The 17,263-nt window shown below is 72.1% G+C and carries 17 protein-coding genes; 6 read left to right on the top strand and 11 right to left on the bottom strand.

The features are described from left to right. The first annotated feature begins 175 nt into the window (after positions 1-175). Genes AB0L91_RS24040 through AB0L91_RS24025 form a run of 4 tightly spaced genes read left to right on the top strand, consistent with a single transcriptional unit; the run spans position 176 to position 5,216 of the window. Positions 176-1,414, top strand: a complete 1,239-nt coding sequence (locus AB0L91_RS24040) for a cytochrome P450 (protein WP_365013410.1) — start codon at positions 176-178, stop codon at positions 1,412-1,414. Further along, complete coding sequence (locus AB0L91_RS24035) at positions 1,411-2,634, top strand: cytochrome P450 (RefSeq protein ID WP_365013407.1); 1,224 nt, start codon at positions 1,411-1,413, stop codon at positions 2,632-2,634. Before AB0L91_RS24040 ends, AB0L91_RS24035 begins: the two co-directional genes overlap by 4 nt. Then, positions 2,631-3,929 carry an FAD-dependent monooxygenase gene (locus AB0L91_RS24030; protein ID WP_365013405.1) on the top strand — a complete coding sequence of 433 codons (1,299 nt, stop codon included), beginning with the start codon at positions 2,631-2,633 and terminating at the stop codon, positions 3,927-3,929. The genes AB0L91_RS24035 and AB0L91_RS24030 overlap by 4 nt, the downstream gene beginning before the upstream one ends. Positions 3,930-3,959: 30 nt before the next feature. Then, positions 3,960-5,216, top strand: coding sequence for a cytochrome P450 (locus AB0L91_RS24025; RefSeq protein WP_357345356.1), 1,257 nt, complete (start codon positions 3,960-3,962; stop codon positions 5,214-5,216). A gap of 51 nt (positions 5,217-5,267) precedes the next feature. Here the strand turns inward: AB0L91_RS24025 and AB0L91_RS24020 are convergent, their stop codons facing one another. Further along, on the bottom strand, positions 5,268-6,149 hold the full coding sequence (locus AB0L91_RS24020) for a LysR family transcriptional regulator (protein WP_365013403.1): 882 nt from the start codon (positions 6,147-6,149) through the stop codon (positions 5,268-5,270). Between the two features lie 79 nt (positions 6,150-6,228). Between AB0L91_RS24020 and AB0L91_RS24015 the strand changes: the two genes are divergently transcribed. Then, complete coding sequence (locus AB0L91_RS24015) at positions 6,229-7,194, top strand: EamA family transporter (RefSeq protein ID WP_365013401.1); 966 nt, start codon at positions 6,229-6,231, stop codon at positions 7,192-7,194. A 79-nt stretch (positions 7,195-7,273) separates the two neighbouring features. Here the strand turns inward: AB0L91_RS24015 and AB0L91_RS24010 are convergent, their stop codons facing one another. From AB0L91_RS24010 to AB0L91_RS23970, 9 genes are all read right to left on the bottom strand, one after another. Beyond that, on the bottom strand, positions 7,274-8,107 hold the full coding sequence (locus tag AB0L91_RS24010; RefSeq protein ID WP_365013712.1) for an alpha/beta fold hydrolase: 834 nt from the start codon (positions 8,105-8,107) through the stop codon (positions 7,274-7,276). Between the two features lie 19 nt (positions 8,108-8,126). Continuing rightward, entirely contained in the window at positions 8,127-8,570 is a 444-nt protein-coding gene (locus AB0L91_RS24005; RefSeq protein WP_365013398.1) for a PaaI family thioesterase, read from the bottom strand. Further along, positions 8,567-10,279 carry a fatty acyl-AMP ligase gene (locus tag AB0L91_RS24000; protein WP_365013395.1) on the bottom strand — a complete coding sequence of 571 codons (1,713 nt, stop codon included), beginning with the start codon at positions 10,277-10,279 and terminating at the stop codon, positions 8,567-8,569. The genes AB0L91_RS24005 and AB0L91_RS24000 overlap by 4 nt, the downstream gene beginning before the upstream one ends. After that, on the bottom strand, positions 10,276-11,517 hold the full coding sequence (locus AB0L91_RS23995) for a cytochrome P450 (protein ID WP_365013392.1): 1,242 nt from the start codon (positions 11,515-11,517) through the stop codon (positions 10,276-10,278). Before AB0L91_RS23995 ends, AB0L91_RS24000 begins: the two co-directional genes overlap by 4 nt. Then, positions 11,514-12,410 (bottom strand): class I SAM-dependent methyltransferase, encoded by an 897-nt coding sequence (locus AB0L91_RS23990; protein WP_365013390.1) that lies wholly within the window; start codon positions 12,408-12,410, stop codon positions 11,514-11,516. Before AB0L91_RS23990 ends, AB0L91_RS23995 begins: the two co-directional genes overlap by 4 nt. Beyond that, positions 12,407-12,670, bottom strand: a complete 264-nt coding sequence (locus AB0L91_RS23985) for an acyl carrier protein (RefSeq protein WP_355275747.1) — start codon at positions 12,668-12,670, stop codon at positions 12,407-12,409. The genes AB0L91_RS23990 and AB0L91_RS23985 overlap by 4 nt, the downstream gene beginning before the upstream one ends. Before the next feature lie 9 nt (positions 12,671-12,679). Continuing rightward, positions 12,680-13,606: an acyl-CoA desaturase gene (locus AB0L91_RS23980; protein WP_365013385.1), complete on the bottom strand. Its 927-nt coding sequence runs from the start codon at positions 13,604-13,606 to the stop codon at positions 12,680-12,682. Positions 13,607-13,690: 84 nt separating this feature from the next. After that, the gene (locus AB0L91_RS23975) at positions 13,691-14,677 is read right to left on the bottom strand and encodes a zinc-binding dehydrogenase (RefSeq protein ID WP_365013382.1); all 987 of its coding nucleotides are present in this window, start codon (positions 14,675-14,677) and stop codon (positions 13,691-13,693) included. A gap of 79 nt (positions 14,678-14,756) precedes the next feature. Next, a complete protein-coding gene (locus tag AB0L91_RS23970) occupies positions 14,757-15,164 on the bottom strand; it encodes a hypothetical protein (protein ID WP_365013380.1) in 408 nt (135 codons plus the stop codon). 144 nt (positions 15,165-15,308) lie between these two features. Here AB0L91_RS23970 and AB0L91_RS23965 point away from each other — a divergent pair, with 144 nt between their 5' ends. Further along, on the top strand, positions 15,309-16,529 hold the full coding sequence (locus tag AB0L91_RS23965; protein ID WP_365013378.1) for a DUF418 domain-containing protein: 1,221 nt from the start codon (positions 15,309-15,311) through the stop codon (positions 16,527-16,529). Positions 16,530-16,576: 47 nt separating this feature from the next. On the opposite strand, the gene AB0L91_RS23960 is transcribed toward AB0L91_RS23965, so the two are convergent. Continuing rightward, entirely contained in the window at positions 16,577-17,254 is a 678-nt protein-coding gene (locus AB0L91_RS23960; RefSeq protein ID WP_365013375.1) for a methyltransferase domain-containing protein, read from the bottom strand. Between the last annotated feature and the right edge of the window lie 9 nt (positions 17,255-17,263).

Genomic DNA, 17,263 nt, shown 5'->3' with positions numbered 1-17,263 from the left:
GAACGAATACCGAAATACACGCGCCGATAATCACCGTCGATCGGCCAATTGCGCTGCCCGATAAAGATATTCGGCTATCGCCCGATCGGAGCAGGCAATAGCGCACGAATTTGCGGCGCCCCGGCGGTGACGATGAGCGGCGAAATCCCCGCACACAGACGCGTAGGAGCTGCCGGTGACTTCCGATCATGTCGCGGTCGACGACCCGACCCCGGTGCAGATCGCGGTGCTGGAGAGCGTCGCCCCGCACTGCCGCCACGACCCGTATCGCAGTTATACGACGCTGCGGACCGCGGGTCCGTTCGTCCCCGGCCCGCACGAGGTCCACTTCGTCCCCCGGCACGCCGAGGCCCAGGCCATCCTGAGCGACCCGCGCTGGAGTCACGCGGAGGAGCCGCAGCTGCTGCACGGTGACAGCGAGGTGGAACTGCCCGGCTCCTTCCTGTGGATGGAGCCGCCGGACCACACCCGGCTGCGCGGCCTGGTCGGCAAGGCGTTCACCGCGCGCACCGTGGCGGGGCTGCACGAGCGGGCCGAGCGCCTGGTCGACGGGCTGCTCACCGCGATGCTGGCCGAGGGTGAGACCGATGCCCTGGAAGCGCTGGCCTATCCGGTGCCGCTGACGCTGATCTGCGAATTGCTCGGCGTCCCCGCCGAATCGCACGCCCACATCCGCGAGATCTCCGCGCACATCGCCCGCGGCCTCGACCCGGACACCCTGCTCAGCCCGGTCGAACTGGCCGCCCGCACCTCCGCCGTGCACGCGTTCACCGACTTCTTCGGCGACCTGATCGCCCAGCGCCGCCGCGACCCGCGCGACGACCTGATCACCGCCCTCGTGCAGGCCGAGGACGCCCGGGTGCGGCTGACCCGCACCGAACTGATCGGCACCCTGCTGATCCTCGTGGTTGCCGGGCACGAGACCACCGTGAACCTGATCGGCAACGGCCTGCTCGCCCTGATCCGCCACCCCGACCAGTTCCAGCGGCTGCGCGCGGACCCGGCGCTGTGCGGGCCCGCGGTCGACGAGATCCTGCGCTACGACCCGCCCGTGCACCTGACCACCCGGACCGCGCGGCACGAGATCGAGCTCGCCGGACGGACTTTCGCGCCCGGTGACGCGGTGATCGTGCTGATCGGGTCGGCGGCGCGCGATCCCGAGGCCTTCCCGGACGCCGACCGGTTCGACGTCGGCCGCTACCGGCCCGGTCAGCGGCCCGAGCGTCATCTCTCGTTCGGTCTCGGCCTGCACTACTGCCTCGGCGCGCCGCTGGCCCGCCTGGAGATGCAGGCCGTGCTGCGCGCCGTGTCCACCCGGGTCGAGCGGATGCGTCTGCTGGCCGAACCGCCGTACCGCCCGAACGTGGTCGTGCGCGGCATGTCCGAACTGCGAATCAGCCTGGAGGGCCGATGAGTACCGCTGTCCCCGCCGACCTCACCTTCGACGCGTTCGCCCCCGAGCACCGCGCCGATCCGTACTCCGCCTACCACCGCGTGCGGGAGGCGACCCCGCTGTTCCCCTTTGCCCTCGGCGATGTCCCGCTGACACTGGTGACCCGCTACGAGGAATGCGCCGAGGTGCTCACCGGCACCGACTGGGGCCACGGCTACGCGGCGGGGATCAGCCCGTTCCGTGACACCGCCGCCGCCATCCCCGGCTCGTTCGTCCGGATGGACCCGCCGGAGCACGGCCGCTACCGCAAGCTCGTGGCGAAAGCGTTCACCCCCGCGACGATCGGCGAGCTGGCACCGCTGGCGGGCCGCGTGGTCGACGGGCTGGTCGACGCCGCCCTCGACCGCGGTGAGCTCGACGTGCTCGACGATCTGGCGGTGCCGCTGGCCGTCGCCATGGTCGCGGTGCGCCTGCTCGGCGCCGACGCCGCCGACGGACCCAGCTTCCGCGCCTGGCAGCTGGCGATCGCGCGGGGCAGCGACCCCGACTCGCTGCTCGGCCCCGACGACATCAGCGCCCGCACCGACGCCGCGATCGCCTGCATGGGGCACTTCGCGCGGCTCATCGCCGAGAAGAAGCAGCAGCCGGGCCCCGACCTGCTCAGCGAACTGGTCACGGCGAGCCAGGACGGCGGTTTCCCCACCGAGCCCGAGGTGATCGGGATGTCGCTGCTGCTGCTCGTCGCGGGCATGGAGACCTCGATCAACCTGATCGGCAACGGCCTGCTCGCCCTGCTGCGCCACCCCGGCCAGCTGGCGCTGCTGCGCGCGCACCCCGAGCTGATCGGTCCCGCGATCGACGAGATGCTGCGCTACGACGCGCCGACCCAGTTCACGATCCGGGTCGCGCTCGACGACACCGAGGTGGGCGGGCACACCTTCCGCCGTGGCGACGGTGTCGTCGTGCTCACCGGCTCGGCCAACCGCGACGAGCGGGTCTACCGCGACGCCGACACCTTCGACATCACCCGGTTCACCGGAAACCGGCCGCCGCGCAAGCATCTCGGCTTCAGCCTGGGCATCCACTACTGTGTCGGCGCGCCGCTGGCCCGGCTCGAGGCCGAAGCCGCGATCCTCACCCTGCTGGACCGCGCGCCCGAGCTGGCCCTGGCCGACGCGCCGATCGTGTACCGCCCCAGCCTGATCCACCGCGGCATCCTGCACCTCCCGGTGACGCTGTGACCGCGCGCCGCGGGCACGCGATCGTCATCGGCGCCGGGGTCGCCGGACTCCTGGCGGCGCGTGTGCTGGCCGACACCTACGAGCGGGTCACCCTGGTCGAACGCGACGAGCTGGACGCGAAAGCGACCGTGCGCCGCGGTGTTCCGCAGGCCTGGCACCTGCACGGGCTGCTCGACCGCGGCCGGCGCGTCATGGAGGAGCTCTACCCCGGCTTCACCGAGCAGGCGGTCTCGGACGGCGCAACCGTGGCCGAGGTGCTGGTCGGCACCCGCTGGTATGTCGGCGGTGCCCGGCTCGCGGCGGGTTCGACCGGACTCACCTCGGTGATCGCGACCCGCTCCCTGCTCGAGACCGTGCTGCGCAGGCGGACGCTGCGGCTGCGCGGCATCGAACTGCTGACCCGCACCACGGTGCAGGGCCTGGTCGGCGATGCCCGGCGGGTGCGCGCGGTGACCGTCCTCGGACCGGCGGGGGAGCAGACCCTGGTCGCGGACCTGGTCGTCGACGCGGGCGGTCGCGGATCGCGGATCACGCAGTGGCTCACCGCGATCGGTGCCGAGACGCCCGAGGAGGAACGGCTCGACGTCGACCTCGGCTACGCGTCGCGCTTCTTCCGGCACCGGCCCGGCCAGCTCAGCGGACAGGCCTCGGTCATCGTCTCGACCGGCGCCAACGGGCGCGGCGGCGGTGCGGTCCGGGTGGAGGGCGATCGGTGGCACGTCACCCTGGCCGGGATGCTCGGTGACCACCCGCCCGTCGACGACGCGGGGTTCCGGGAGTACGCGGCCTCGCTGTCGGCCCCCGACATCCACACCATCGTCCTCGGCTCCGAGCCGCTCGGCGAGGCGGTGCCCTACCGGTTCCGGACCGCGGTGCGGCGCCGTTTCGACCGCCAGAGCGCCCCGCCCGACGGGCTGCTCGTGCTCGGCGACGCGCTGTGCGCCTTCAATCCCCTCTACGCCCAGGGCATGACGGTCGCCGCGCTGCAGGCCGCGGCGCTGCGCGAGTGCCTCGCCGCCGGGGAGGCCGACCTGCCCGCGCGGTACTACGCGGCCGCCGCTGGTTCGGTCGAGGTGGCCTGGCAGCTGGCCGCCGGCTCGGATCTGCGGCATCCCGGCGTCGAGGGCAGGCGCACGGTCCGGACCCGGCTCACCAATGTCTTCGTCAGCCGGGTGCAGCACGTCGCGCACCACGATCCGCGCGTGGCCAGGACCTTCCTGCGGGTCGCCCACCTGGTCGACCCGCCCGCCGCGCTCACCGCGCCGGGCACGCTGCGCCGCATCCTCCTTCCCTGACCACCCACCGGAGAACCAGGAGACCCACCCATGACCTCCACGACTTCCCCGATCGACGCCCAGGCGGTCCAGACCGCGCTGGTCCAGCTGTTCGGGCCGGACGGCCGCGCCGATCCGTACGCCCCCGCCCGCGTCCTGCGCGAGGCGGGCCCTATCCACCAGACCCCGCTCGGCCACCATGTGCTGACCCGCTACGAGGACTGCGCGGCCGTGCTGTCCACCACGGCGTGGAGCCACGCCGAGGAAGCGGCGATGATGCACCCGACGGTGTCGCCGGAGAACGCCGCCGAGGAATTGCCCACCTCGTTCCTGTGGATGGAGCCGCCGGACCACACCCGCCTGCGCAACCTGGTCACCAAGGGCTTCACCCCGCGCATGGTGACCCGGCTGCGGCCGCGGATCGAGCAGCTGTGCGAGCAGCTCGTCGACGACGCCCTGGCCGCGGGCGAATTCGACCTCGTCGAGAAGATCGCCTACCCGCTGCCGCTGGTCATCGCCTGCGAGCTGATCGGGGTGCCCGAGGAGGCCTACGACCAGGTGCACCGGTGGTCGCAGGATCTGGCGCGCGGCTTCGACCACGACTACACGCTGCCCGAGGAATGCCTGACCGCCCGCAGCGCCGCCTCGCGCGGGTTCATGGGCTACTTCCGCGAGCTGCTCAACGAACGCCGCGCCGACCCGCGCGACGATCTGCTCAGCGTGCTGTCGCAGGTCGAGGACCGCGGTGACGTGCTCACCGAGCAGGAGCTGCTGGCCACCTGCATCACCACCTTCGTCGCCGGGCACGAGACCACCGCCAATCTGATCGGCACCGGCATGCTGCGCCTGCTGCGCAACCCCGATCAGATCCAGCTGCTGCGCGACCGGCCCGAACTGCTGCCCGTCGCCCCCGACGAACTGCTGCGCCTCGACCCGTCGGTGCAGATCACCACGCGCGCCGCGACCCGCCCGATCACCGTCGCGGGCCACGAGTTCGAGCAGGGCGAAGGCGTGGTGGTGCTGATCAATTCGGCCAACCACGATCCGGCCGCCTACGCCGACCCCGACCGGGTCGACATGACCCGCTTCTCCGACCCGATGAACCCGGCCAAGAAGCACCTCGGGTTCAGCCTGGGCATCCACTACTGCCTCGGTGCCCCGCTGGCGCTGCTCGAGATGGAGATCCTGCTCGACGTGCTGCTGCGCAAGGTCCGGACGCTCGAATTGCGGTCGGAGAACCCGCCGTTCAAGCCGAACGTCGTCATCCGCGGTCTGGAATCGCTGACGGTCGCGGTCACCCCGGCCTGATCCACCGCCCGGTCACCGCCCCGCCGGTCCGTCCGGCGGGGCGGTGTGCCGTCAGGGCTGTGCCGTCGGGATGTCCAGTGCCGCGAGGAAGGCCGTCGCCGCCGGGCTGCGACCGGTCCGGTTCCACACGACGTACTCGACGCGGGACGGCGCGTCGGTGACCTCGACCACGCACACGCCGGTGAGCTGCGGGGCGTGCGCGGCGGGCATCATCGCCACGCACAGATCCGCGCCGACCAGGCGCGCGATGTAGTCCGCGGTGGTCACCTCGAAGGCGACGTCGCGGGTCAGGCCCGCCGCCGCGAACGCCAGATCCGATTGGCTCCGGCCCGCCGTGCCCGCGGGCAGGTCGACGAACACCTCGGTCGCGAGCCTGCGCAGGTCGACGGCCGGTCCGCCGGCGAGCGGGTGCCCCGGCGCGACCACCGCGACCAGCTTGCCGCGCGCGAGTTCGTGGACCGCGACTCCGCGCGGCCTGCTCGTGGTCGGCAGGCCGAGGAAGGCGATGTCGAGGACGCCCTGCTCGACCTGCGCGGCCAGATCCTCGCTGGCGCCGACCCGCAGGCTGATCCGCACGTGCGGGTACGCGGCCCGGAACTCGCCCAGCGCGGCGGGCAGGTCGACCGCGGCGACGGTCGGGATCAGCCCCACCGCGAGCCTGCCCCGCACCTCGCCGACCGCCGCCGCCACCTCGGCCGCCGCCCGCTCGGCGGCGTCGAGACACTGGCGGGCCGCGGGTAGGAAGGCCGCGCCCGCCTGGGTCAGCCGGACCCGGCGGCTGGTCCGTTCGAACAGCTTGGCGCCCAGTTCGCGCTCCAGCCGGGCGATCTGGTGGCTCAGCGCCGATTGCACGACCAGGCACTGCTCGGCGGCCCGGGTGAAGCTGTTGGTCTCGGCCACGGCGAGGACGTAGCGCAGTTGCTGGAGCTCCATACATCCATCGTGAATCACGATCGGTGTGGTGACAAACATGTATTGGATTCATTGATCGTCGCGCGGTTCGATGGAGTCCGTGAAAGATTCGGTGGCTCAGCGGAATTCCGGCGGACTCGGTACGGGACGGGTGTCGCGCACCGCGATCACCGCGCTCGCGCCCGCGGCCTGGGGCACGACCTATGTGGTGACCACCGAACTCCTGCCGCCCGGTCACCCGCTCTTCGCCGGGGTGCTGCGGGCACTGCCCGCCGGGCTGATCGCGCTCGCGCTCACCCGGACCCTGCCGCACGGCGCGTGGTGGGCGAAGGTCGCGGTGCTCGGGGTGCTCCTCATCGGGGTGCCGTTCCCGCTGCTGTTCGTGGCCGCCGAGCACCTGCCCGGCGGGGTCGCGGCGACCCTGGCGGCGGCGCAACCGCTGCTCGTCGCGGTGCTGGCGCTGCCGGTACTGGGGGAGCGACCGTCGGTGCGGCGGCTGGTGTGGGGTGCGATCGGCGTCGCCGGAGTGGGGCTGGTCGTGCTCGGACCCGCCGCCGCGCTGGATGTCGCCGGGGTCGCGGCCGGGCTGGCGAGCGCGGCCGCGATGGCGCTGGGGCTCACGCTGGCCACGCGCTGGGGCAGGCCGTCCGGCGTCGGCCCCACCGCCTTCGCCGGGTGGCAGCTCACGGCGGGCGGACTGATCCTGCTCCCGGTGACGGCTCTGGTCGAAGGCGCCCCACCGGCCATCGACGGGCCCGCGGCGCTCGGCTACCTCTGGCTGGGCCTGTGCGGCGGGCTGCTCGCCTATGTCGTCTGGTTCCGTGGCCTCGGGACGCTGCCGGTCACCTCGGTCGCGGTCCTGCTGTTGCTGTCGCCATTGGTCGCGGCCGTCCTCGGCGCCGCTCTGCTCGGCCAATGGCTCGGCCCGATCCAGCTCGTCGGCTTCGGTCTCGCGCTGGCGGCGATCGTGGCGGGCCAGCTCCCCGACAAGCCGATCACGACCGTGAAACCTCCTTCGCCCGAGAACAGTTCGTCACCGGTGTGCGGTTCGGTGACGAGCGGATGAGCCGAACCGCTGACTCGGCCGCGGCACCGGCGTGGTCCTCGCCGGTGCCGCATCGTGGTGTGGCGGCTCGTAGTCGATGTCAGTGCACGGCCGGGGAATCGACGTCGGTGAGGAACCGGCGGAGGTGATCGGTTACCAGATCCGGCTGTTCGAGGGAGCTGGAGTGGCCGCAGGCGGGGAGCACGTGGTGGTCGGCGTGCGGGATCAGGGTGGCGATGCGGTCGGAGCGGGCGGGTGGGGTGGCAGTGTCGTCGGCGCCGACGAGCACGAGGGTAGGGGCGGTGATCGACGGGAGTTCGGGGGCGATCGTGGGGCGGGCGGTGACGCCGTGGACGGCGTCGCGGAGCGCGACGCGCTGGGTGGCGGCCAGACGGCGCGACCACTCACGGACGGTGGCCCGGCCCGTAGAGGAGGCGAGGAAGGCGGGGCCGAACAGGTGCGGGGCGACGCGGCCGAGGACGGGGCGGTGGCCGAACCAGCGCAGGGCCCAGGCCAGGCGGTGGTATTCGGCGATCTTCGCGGGATCTTCGGCGTCGGCGCTGGTGTCGAGCAGGGTGAGCGAGCGCAGGAGCTCGGGGTGGCGGGCGGCGAGGCGGAGGCCGACGAACCCGCCCATGGACAGGCCGACCCAGTGCACCGGGCCGGTGTCGAGGGCGCTGAGCAGGCCGACGGCGTCGGCGGTGAGGGTGTCTATGTCGTAGCCGTCGGCGGTGGGCGGGGTGCTGCCCTGGCCGCGCCAGTCGAGGGTGACGCAGCGGTAGTCGCGCTGCAGGGCTGCCAGCTGGGCGCGGAACATCCAGCCGCCGAACAGCAATCCGTGGCCGAAGACGACCGTGGACGCGTCGGGCCTGCCCGCCGGGGTGCCGGTGTCGGTGTAGGCGAGGGGTACACGGTCGACGACGACGAAGGGCATCGGGATCACAGCCTCTCGGTCATGGTGTGGCGACGCGCACGTTGCGCATCGTGACCAGCGCTGTCGCGCACAGGGTTTCGCCGGTGTCCTCGACGGAGAACACCTCGGCCGCGGCGATCGTGAGCAGGGCGCCGGGCTTGATCACCCGGCCGCGCGCGATCACCGTCGCGCCCTTGGCCGGGGCGAGGATCTTCACCGTGTAGTCGACGGTCATATTGATCCAGCCGACCGGCAGCAGCGTGCCCGCCGCCGACCCCGCCGCGAAATCGGCGAGCGAGCCGAGCACGCCACCCTGGAAATAGCCGTCGTGCTGGGTGAGTTCGCGACGGTGCGGCTGCACGATCTCGACCTCGCCGGGTTCGATCCGCCCGAAATGGAAACCCAGATGGGCGGCGGCGGGCATGGACAGCACCGCGGCGGGGACCAGCTGGGCGTAATCGGGGTTCGGGGCCTGGGTCGTCATCGGGTCGGGCTCCTCTGCTCGGGGGTGTGCGGCCACGCCTCGAATCCCGCTGCCGCGTACCGCGCACGGGCCGCCGTGCGCATGATCTTGCCACTGCTCGTCTTGGCCAGCTGGTCCGGCAGCGTCAGCACCAGGTCGCCGACGGCGAGTTCGTGCTCCCGGATCACCGCAGCGCGGATCGCCCCGATGACCTCGGCGGGATCGGCGTCGAGCCGGTCGCGGCGCAGCTCCTGCACGACCACCAGCCGCTCGCCCGCGTCGCCGGGGTAGGCGAAGGCCGCCGATCCGCCGTGCCGCAGCGCGGGATGCGCGGACTGCACGGTGTCCTCGATGTCGTGCGGATAGTGGTTGCGGCCCCGGATGATCACCATGTCCTTGGTCCGGCCGACGACGTACAGTTCGCCGTCCACCATCAGCCCGACATCGCCGGTGCGCAGCCAGCCGGTGCGCGGATCGTCGGCGGCGCGCGCCCGCAACAGCTCCTCGGTCGCCTCGGGCCGCTGCCAATAGCCTTGCGCCACATGGTCACCGGCCACCCAGATCTCCCCGGTCCGGCCGGCGGGGCACGGCCGCAGCGTGGCGGTGTCGACGATGCGGACGCGCTCCCCGGGCAGTGCCCGGCCGGAACTGACCAGCGTGCGCGCCTTGCCCGGCCGGGCGGGCTGGTAGCGGCCCGCGCCGAGCGCCTCGGTGTCCACGGTCAGCGTGCGCGGGCCGCGGCCCTTGTCGCTGCCGCTGACCAGCAGGGTCGCCTCGGCCAGGCCGTAGCACGGGTAGAGCGAGGTGGCCCGGAAGCCGTGCGGGGCGAAGGTCTCGGCGAATCGGGCGAGCGTGGTCGGCCGGATCGGTTCGGCGCCGTTGAACGCGACCTGCCAGCTGGTGAGATCGAGCTCGGGCAGCGGCTCGGCCGCCGCCCGGGCGACGCACGCGTCGAAGGCGAAGTTCGGGCCGCCGCTGGAATGCGCGCGGTACTCGCTGATCGCCGTCAGCCACAGCAGTGGCCTGCGGACGAAGGCGGCAGGCGACATCAGCACGCTGGTCGCGCCCACCCAGAGTGGTTGCAGCACATTGCCGATCAGGCCCTGGTCGTGGAACAGCGGCGCCCAGCCGACCACCGTCGATCCGCTGTCGTGCCCGAAGGCGTGCTTGATCATCTCCTGGTTGGCGGCCAGATTGCGGTGCGAGACCATGACGCCCTTGGGCGCCGAGGTGGAGCCGGAGGTGTACTGCAGGAACGCCACCGCACCGGGCTCGATCGGCTCGGCGGGGAACTCGGCGCGCGCCATGGTGTCGACGGTCAGCCAGTACGCCTGCGGCAGCAGCGGGGTCAGCGCGGTGCGCAGCGGCTCGAGCGCTCCGGTGACGGTGAGGACGGCGGCGGGCGCGCAGTCCCGCACGATGGAGCCGGTCGCGTGCTGGACGTGCGCGCGGCGCGGCGGATTCACCGGGACCGCGATCACCCGCGCGTACAGGCAGCCGAAATAGGCGGCGAGGAAGTCGAGTCCGGGCGGGAAGACCAGCAGCGCCCGCTCGCCCGGCGCGCACACCGCGCGCAGCCGTGCGGCGACCGTCATGGCCCTGGCGTGCAGCTCGGCGTAGGTGAGGTGGTCGGCCTCGGCGCCGGTGTCGTCGAGGAAGCGGTAGGCGACGCGGTCCGGGGTGGCGTGCGCGCGCTCGCGCAGGACCTCGGGCAGCAGGGGCGTGCTCATCCGCGCGCTCCGAACGACACCGGCAGGCTGTCGAGTCCGCGGAGCAGGAAACTGTGTTCCTGCCAGGCGAATTCGCCCTCCGGCGCGGACAGGCGCGGGTGCCTGCGCAGCAGCGCGTCCAGGGCGATCCTGGTCTGGAGCTCGGCGAGTGCGCCGCCGAGGCAGCCGTGCATGCCGTGCCCGAAGGCCAGGTGATCGCCGGGCGTGCGGGTGATGTCGAATTCGTCGGGGCGCGGGAAGATCTCGGGGTCCCGGTTCGCCGCGCCCAGGCACACCAGGACGTGATCGCCGGCGCGGATCGTCTCCCCGCCGATCGCCGCGTCCCGGGTCGCCAGCCGCTTGGTCAGCTGCAACGGTGCGTCGTAGCGCAGCGCCTCCGCGACCGCGGCGCCGAGCCGGTCGGGCGACCGGCGCACCATCGCGGCCTGGTCGGGGTGGCGCAGCAGGGCCAGGGTGGCGGTGCCGATGAGCGACTTGGTGGTCTCGGTGCCCGCGACGAAACACATGATGCAGACGAAGATCAGCTCCTCGTCGGTGAGGTGGTCACCGTTGGCGGTGCGCGCCGCGAGCAAGCGGCTGATCAGGTCGTCACCGGGCGCGGCCCGACGTTCGGCGAGCACCTCGGCCAGCGCGTCGGCGAACAACTCGACGACCGTGCGCACCCGGGTCAGGTCCTCGGCTTTCATCAGGCCGGGCTCGAGCAGGAAGCGGATGTCGTGCGTCCAGCCACCGACCCAGGCGTGCAGGGCGGGCGGCAGCGCCATCCACTCGCACAGCACCGCGACCGGGAGCGGTCCGGCCAGCTCGGCGATCACGTCGGCCTCGCCCGCGGCGACCGCCGGGCGCAGCAGCCGGTCGGCGATCGCGGCCACCAGGGGTTCGAGGGTCGCGATGGTGCGCGCGGTGAACACCTTGTTCACCAGGCCGCGCAGCCGGGCGTGCTCGGGATTGTCGGTGAACACCAGGGAGGTCCGGCCGAGCCGTTCGATCCGCTCGACCTCCGGCTGACCGAGCCTGCGGGCCTGCTCGGTCACCAGCCGGGGGATCAGGCCCGCGCTGAAGGACTTGTCGTGCAGGACGGTGCGCGCGTCGGCGTGGCGGGTCAGCACCCACATGCCGAGCGTCTTGTGTACCGGCCGTGCTTCCCGCAGCGCCCGGTACACCGGGTACGGATCGCGCCGGAACTCGGCGCTGAACGGGTTGAACCGGATCGCCGGGCGGGCCGCGGACAGCGTCATCCTCGGCTCCGGCGCTGGAAGAAGGTGTCGGGGTAGGGGCGGGCGACGATGCGCAGCAGGCCCAGCTTGCCCATCCGGAAGCCCAGCGCCGACAGCTTCAGATACCGCTCGTACCGGGCGACGGTCTCCGCGCCGACCAGCGTGACGGCCTCGGCCCGGTGCTCGCGCAGCCGCCGCGCCCACTGCTCGCAGGTCCAGGCGTAGTCGAGCCGATCGTCGGTGAGGGCGGTGATCTCGAAGATCCCGTCGGCGGCCGCGGTGATCTCGGCGAGGGTCGGCAGGTCGGCGTCGGGGAAGATCTCCTGCTGCATGAACGTGCTGGCCTGCTCGCGGCGCATGTTGCCGTAGGCGATCGTCTGCAGCGACAGGGTGCCGTCGGCGGTGAGCCAGTCCCGGCAGCGGGTGAAGAACTCCCGGTACACCGCGATCTTCGCGGCCGGGGTGTCGTCGGGGCGCGCGAAGTGCTCGAACGCGCCGATCGAGATGATGCCGTCGAAGGTCGACTCCGGCCGGTAGTGCACCCAGCTCTCGGTGCGCACCTCGACACCGGGCAGGGCCAGCGACCGGACGTGCTCGGCCTGTTCGTCGCTGAGCGTCAGGCCGACCAGCCGCGGAACACCGTGGGTGCGGCTGCCGCGCGCGAGGACCGCGCCCCAGCCGCAGCCGATGTCGAGCACCGACTCCGCCTGGTCGGCGCCGACCGCGCTCAGGTGGTGGCGGAGCTTGCGGTCCTGCGCGGATTCGAGCGTGTCGCCGGGGGATTCGGGCATCGCGCACGAGTAACTGAGCGACTCGTCGAGCCACAGGCGGTAGAAGGCATTGCCGATGTCGTAGTGGTGCCGGATGGCCGCGGCCGCCGCGTCGGCGCGCGCGGCATCGGCCACCTCGGTCACGGGCGGCCCGCGTTCGCGGTCAGCTGCTCGTGCAGGTGGCCGGCGACCGCGTCCAGGGTCGGGTTCTCGTAGAGGTCGTCGGGCGACAGGTCGACGCCGAACTTCTCCTCCACCTCGATGAGCAGGGCGACCGCCAGCGCGGAATCGACACCGAGCCGGTCGAAGTCGGCGAGCGGGTCGATGGTGGCGGCCGGGACCTCGAGCAGCTGCGCGAGATACTCCTGGCACCACGTGACGATGGCTTCTCTACTGGTGTCCACGACGGCTCCTCATGCGCGTTTGGCGGCCAGGCGGTCGGCCGTCGGGATCTTCAGATCCCAGGCCAGACCGAAGGTTTCGAGCGTCCAGATCAGCCAGTAGCCGGGATCGAGCCGGTACCAGTGCAATCCGAACGAGGGTGACTCGGGGAAGGCGTGATGATTGTTGTGCCAGGACTCGCCGAGGGTGATCAGCGCGAACACCCCGCCGTTGCGGCTGTTCTCCCTGGACCGGTACGGCCGGGTGCCGACCATGTGCAGGAACGAGTTGATCGCCCAGACGATGTGCTCGAGCAGGAAGATCCGCACGAAACCACCCCACAGCAGACCGCTGACGGCACCGGTCCAGCTCAGCGTGAGCAGTCCACCCAGCACGGTCGGGAGCAGCAAGCCCAGCCCCACCCACCAGTAGTAGAGCCGCGCCACCCGCACCAGCGACCGGTCCTTGATCAGGTCGGGCGCGTAGTGGACGATGTTCGGGTACTCGTGGCGGCGCATCCACAGGAAGTGCGAGTGCGCCAGCCCGCGCAGCGCCCCGCGCAGGCCGTCACCGGAGAGGTTGGGGGAGTGCGGATCTCCCTCGCGGTCGCTGTACTCGTGGTGGCGCCGGTGCAGCGCGACCCACGACACCACCGGACCCTGACCGGCCATCGACCCGAACACCGCCAGCACGGCCGCGACCGTGGGCGTGGTGCGGAAGGTGCGGTGGGTGAACAGGCGGTGATAGCCGACGGTGATGCCGAGTCCGGTCAGCAGCCACATCCCGAACAGCAGCGCGAGCTCCATGCCGCCGAACGGCCGCACGAACAGGAAGCCCAGCGCGGCAACGGTGCCCACGATCGGCGCGACATCGAAGAGCAGGAAGTGCCTGCGCTGCAAGCGGTGGATGTAGGGGTTGCTGATCGTCTTCTTCCGCGGCGAGGTGTCTTCTCGCGTCATGGTCGGACCGTAACAACGGGCGAAGCCCACGGGCCGGTGTCGCCGTGGGCTTCGATCGTGGGATCGGACTTGCGGATAGCGGGGTCAGCGGGCGCCCGCGCGCAGCACCACCTTGCCGTTGCGGCCGGGGGTCTCGGACGCGACCGCCGCCTCGCCCGCCCGATCGAGCGGGAACTCGGCCTGCACGTCCAGCCGCAGGGTGCCCGCGGCGGCCAGGCCGACGAGTTCGGTGATCAGGCGCACGTAGTCGGCGCGATCGATCTCGCCGCCGCGCTGCTGGCCCCAGAAGCCTTTCACCACGGCCTGTTTGAAGATGACCGCGCCGGTGTCGATGATCAGCGGCTGACCCGACAGCGCGCCGAAGGAGATCAGCTCACCCCGCGGCGCCAGCAGCGACATCAGCGCGCCCGCCGCGGGCCCGCTGACCTGGTCCACCGCCCGCACGATCGGTTCGCCGTTGGTGACCTCGGCCGCGCGGGCCGCCCAGCCCTCGGTCTCGGTGTCGATCACCGGGCCGTAGCCGAACTGCTCCAGCGCCCGCACCGAGTCCGGCCCGCGCACCAGGCTGAGCACCCGCACGCCGCGCTGCTGGGCGAACAGGTTGAGCAGGCGGCCGACCGCGCCGTTGGCGGCGTTGACGGTGATCCACTGGCCGGGCTGTACGTGCAGATCGTCGAGCAGCATCAGCGCGCTCAGCGGCATGGCCAGCAGCTGGCAGGCGGTCTCGTCGGGGACCTCGGGCGGGATCGGGACGACCTGGTCGGCCCGGACGACGACGAAATCGGCCCAGGCCGCGCGCGCACCCGCGACGGCGACCCGCGTGCCCACCGCCACCCCACCCGCGCCGGGACCCACCGCGTCGACGACGCCGACCGCCTCGGTGCCGGGGATCGCGGGCAGCGGCGGCCGGTAGCCGTAGACACCGCGAATGATCGCCAGGTCGTGGTTGTGGATCGGGGACAGCGTCATCGCGATCCGCGCCTCGCCCGGTCCCGGCTCCGGCGGCGGTACCTCCTGCGCGGTGAGCACGTCCTTCGGGTCGCCGAACCGGTCGATCACAACTGCCTGCATGTCCGCCTCCGTGGTGGTTGCGAGTCCCTGCACGAGCCTGGTCGTGTCCCATTGTGGCACCGCGGTCGCGGCGAGCCGGTCAGGCCAGGGGCGTCTCGTGGACGGTCAGCCAGCGCGGCGGCCCGGTCGGGTCGCCGGTGGTCAGGACCGCCGTGACCCGGCGGGCGGTGGCGGCGTCGCCGAGCAGATGGCGTTCGAGGAAGCGGATCACCACCGTGCGGCCGTCGTCGAGCAGGCATTCGAGCTCGGTGATCGCGATCCGCAGGCCGGGCTGCGCGTCGCGGGCCCCGCGCAGGCCGGTGAGCAGGTCGTCCCTGGCGAGCACCGCGCCCGTGGTGGTGACCATCGTGAAATCCGGGTGCTGGGCGGCCGCGAAACGGTCGAAGACCTCGACCGGGGCGGCGCTGCCCAGCCAGCGGGCGAGGTCGGCGTGCAGGGCTTCGACGGCGGCCGCCAGTTCGGGGCCGGCCGGGGTGGGGTGCGACACGCCCGCAGTCTAGGTGGGCCGTGTGACAGGTCCGGTGCGGGAAGTCAATACGCCGCAGGGTGGATCGGGTGCGGCGCCGGTCGCGTGCGGAAATAGCCCGCTCGGTGGACGAAGCCGACCCGCCCGGACGCCTACGCTCACCCCATGGCTGAGGCACTCGGAACGCGTTCGCCCGCAGTATCTTCCGGTCGACGGATCGCCGAGGTCGACATCCTGCGCGGGTTCGCCCTGTTCGGCATCCTGATCACCAACCTGATCGTGGCGACCACGCTGTGGTCGGCGACCGGACCTCGCGACAAACCCGTGTCGCTGTTCGACGGCACCGCCGACCAGCTGGTGCGCGCCACCGTCGACGCGCTGTTCACCGGCCGGTTCTATCTGCTGTTCGCGTTCCTGTTCGGGTACTCGTTCACCCTGCAGATCGCGGCCGCCGAACGCGCGGGCGCCGCGCCGGCCCGGCGATTGCTGCGCCGGTGCGCCGCGCTCATGGCGATCGGGCTCGTGCACGTGTACCTGCTGTGGATCGGCGACATCCTCACCCTGTACGCGTTCCTGTGCCTGCATCTGATCCTGCTGCGGAAACTGCGGCCGCGGACCGCCGTCATCACCGGGGTGGTGCTCTACACGGTGTGGTCGGTGTGGAGCTTCCTGCCCGGTGAGACGAGCATTCTCGCCCTCGGTGAGTTCTTCGACCTGCCGAAACTCGCCGCCGACTACACCGGCAGCTTCGCGAGCACGTTCGCGGCGCAAACCGCGCTCGCGCCGGTGTTCCTGCTGCTGATCTGGTTCGCCCAGGGTGTCCCGAGCCTGGCCATGTTCCTGCTCGGGATGGCGGCGGGCAAGCGGAACCTGTTCGAGGATCCGGACACGCTGCGTCGCTGGTCGGGCCGCGCGCTGGTGCTCGGGTTCGGCCTCGGCCTGCCGATCTCGGCGCTGACCTTCGCCGACGTCATGGGCTGGTGGAACGCCCCCGCCCTGATCCACGGGCTGCAATATCTCGTCGGCCCCGCCATGACCTTCGCCTACGTCGCCGTCGTGGTGCGCCTCGCCCAGTCGGCCCGCACCGGTCGCTTCGCCGGTTTCCTGGCGCCGGCGGGCCGGATGGCGGCGTCGAACTACATCGGCCAGTCGATCGTGCTCATGGTCGTCTACACCGGCTACGGCTTCGCCCTCGCCGACGACATCCCGCCGCTGGGCGTCGTCGGCCTCGGCCTGCTCACTTTCGCCGCCCAGTTGGTTCTGAGCTCGTGGTGGCTGCGCGGTCACCCCTACGGACCGGTCGAATGGGTGCTGCGCGCGGCGACCTACCTGACGATCCCGGCGTGGCGTCGGCCCGCCGAAACCCCTGCCGCACAGGTCGGGTGATCGCCGGGTTCCGTGGTCCGTCGCGGGCGAAAGGTCGACGTCTTCGGTCAGGCGCGGGTTTCCTGGGCTGCCGGGCGATGGAATTCGGCGCGCCAGCGGTGGCGGCCGGGGACGTCGGGGCGGGGGAGGCGTTCGACGCGGATCGGGGTGAGGTCGGGAGTCGCTATCGCGTTCATGTCGGCGGGGGTGAGGGGCCAGGGTGGGCCGGGGGCCGGGGTGGTGGCGATGTCGGCGATGACCAGGAGGGTGGCGTCGGGGGCGAGGAAGCCGCGGATGGCGGCGATCGAGGCTTCCCGGACGGCGGGGGGCAGGGATTGGATGGTGATCGACTCGATCACCAGGTCGAAGGCAGCGAGCCAGGCGGCGGGCGGGTGCAGCAGGTCGGCGACCTTGTAGGTGACCGGGGACTGCGGGAAGCGGGTGCGGGCGCCGCGGATGGCGGTGGGGGAGATGTCGAACGCGGTGGTCCGGATGCCCTGGGCAGCAACGAATTCGGCGTCGACGCCGTATCCGCAGCCGATGACGAGGGCGCGGCCGCCCAGGGGCGTCGAGGTGGTGGTGACCCAGTCGACCAGCAGTGGATTGGGTTCGTCGCGGTCCCACGGAACGACCGAGGTTCCCGCCGCGGCCTCGGCGTAGAGCGGTTCGAACCAGCCGGTCGGATCGTCGGCCGCCAGCGCCTGGGCGGCGAGACGACGGTCGGCGGACGGCTGCGCGTCGGTCATGGTTCCAGT

The organism is Nocardia sp. NPDC051833 (assembly GCF_040681225.1).
GTDB lineage: Bacteria > Actinomycetota > Actinomycetes > Mycobacteriales > Mycobacteriaceae > Nocardia.
This window is presented reverse-complemented; position numbering and strand designations above follow the sequence as displayed.

Bases quoted from the DNA above. Each gene is read 5' to 3' on its own strand.
- AB0L91_RS24035 (WP_365013407.1), top strand. From the start codon at position 1,411: ATGAGTACCGCTGTCCCCGCCGACCTCACCTTCGACGCGTTCGCCCCC.
- AB0L91_RS24025 (WP_357345356.1), top strand. From the start codon at position 3,960: ATGACCTCCACGACTTCCCCGATCGACGCCCAGGCGGTCCAGACCGCG.
- AB0L91_RS24020 (WP_365013403.1), bottom strand. From the start codon at position 6,149: ATGGAGCTCCAGCAACTGCGCTACGTCCTCGCCGTGGCCGAGACCAAC.
- AB0L91_RS24010 (WP_365013712.1), bottom strand. From the start codon at position 8,107: ATGCCCTTCGTCGTCGTCGACCGTGTACCCCTCGCCTACACCGACACC.
- AB0L91_RS24005 (WP_365013398.1), bottom strand. From the start codon at position 8,570: ATGACGACCCAGGCCCCGAACCCCGATTACGCCCAGCTGGTCCCCGCC.
- AB0L91_RS24000 (WP_365013395.1), bottom strand. From the start codon at position 10,279: ATGAGCACGCCCCTGCTGCCCGAGGTCCTGCGCGAGCGCGCGCACGCC.
- AB0L91_RS23995 (WP_365013392.1), bottom strand. From the start codon at position 11,517: ATGACGCTGTCCGCGGCCCGCCCGGCGATCCGGTTCAACCCGTTCAGC.
- AB0L91_RS23980 (WP_365013385.1), bottom strand. From the start codon at position 13,606: ATGACGCGAGAAGACACCTCGCCGCGGAAGAAGACGATCAGCAACCCC.
- AB0L91_RS23975 (WP_365013382.1), bottom strand. From the start codon at position 14,677: ATGCAGGCAGTTGTGATCGACCGGTTCGGCGACCCGAAGGACGTGCTC.
- AB0L91_RS23965 (WP_365013378.1), top strand. From the start codon at position 15,309: ATGGCTGAGGCACTCGGAACGCGTTCGCCCGCAGTATCTTCCGGTCGA.
- AB0L91_RS23960 (WP_365013375.1), bottom strand. From the start codon at position 17,254: ATGACCGACGCGCAGCCGTCCGCCGACCGTCGTCTCGCCGCCCAGGCG.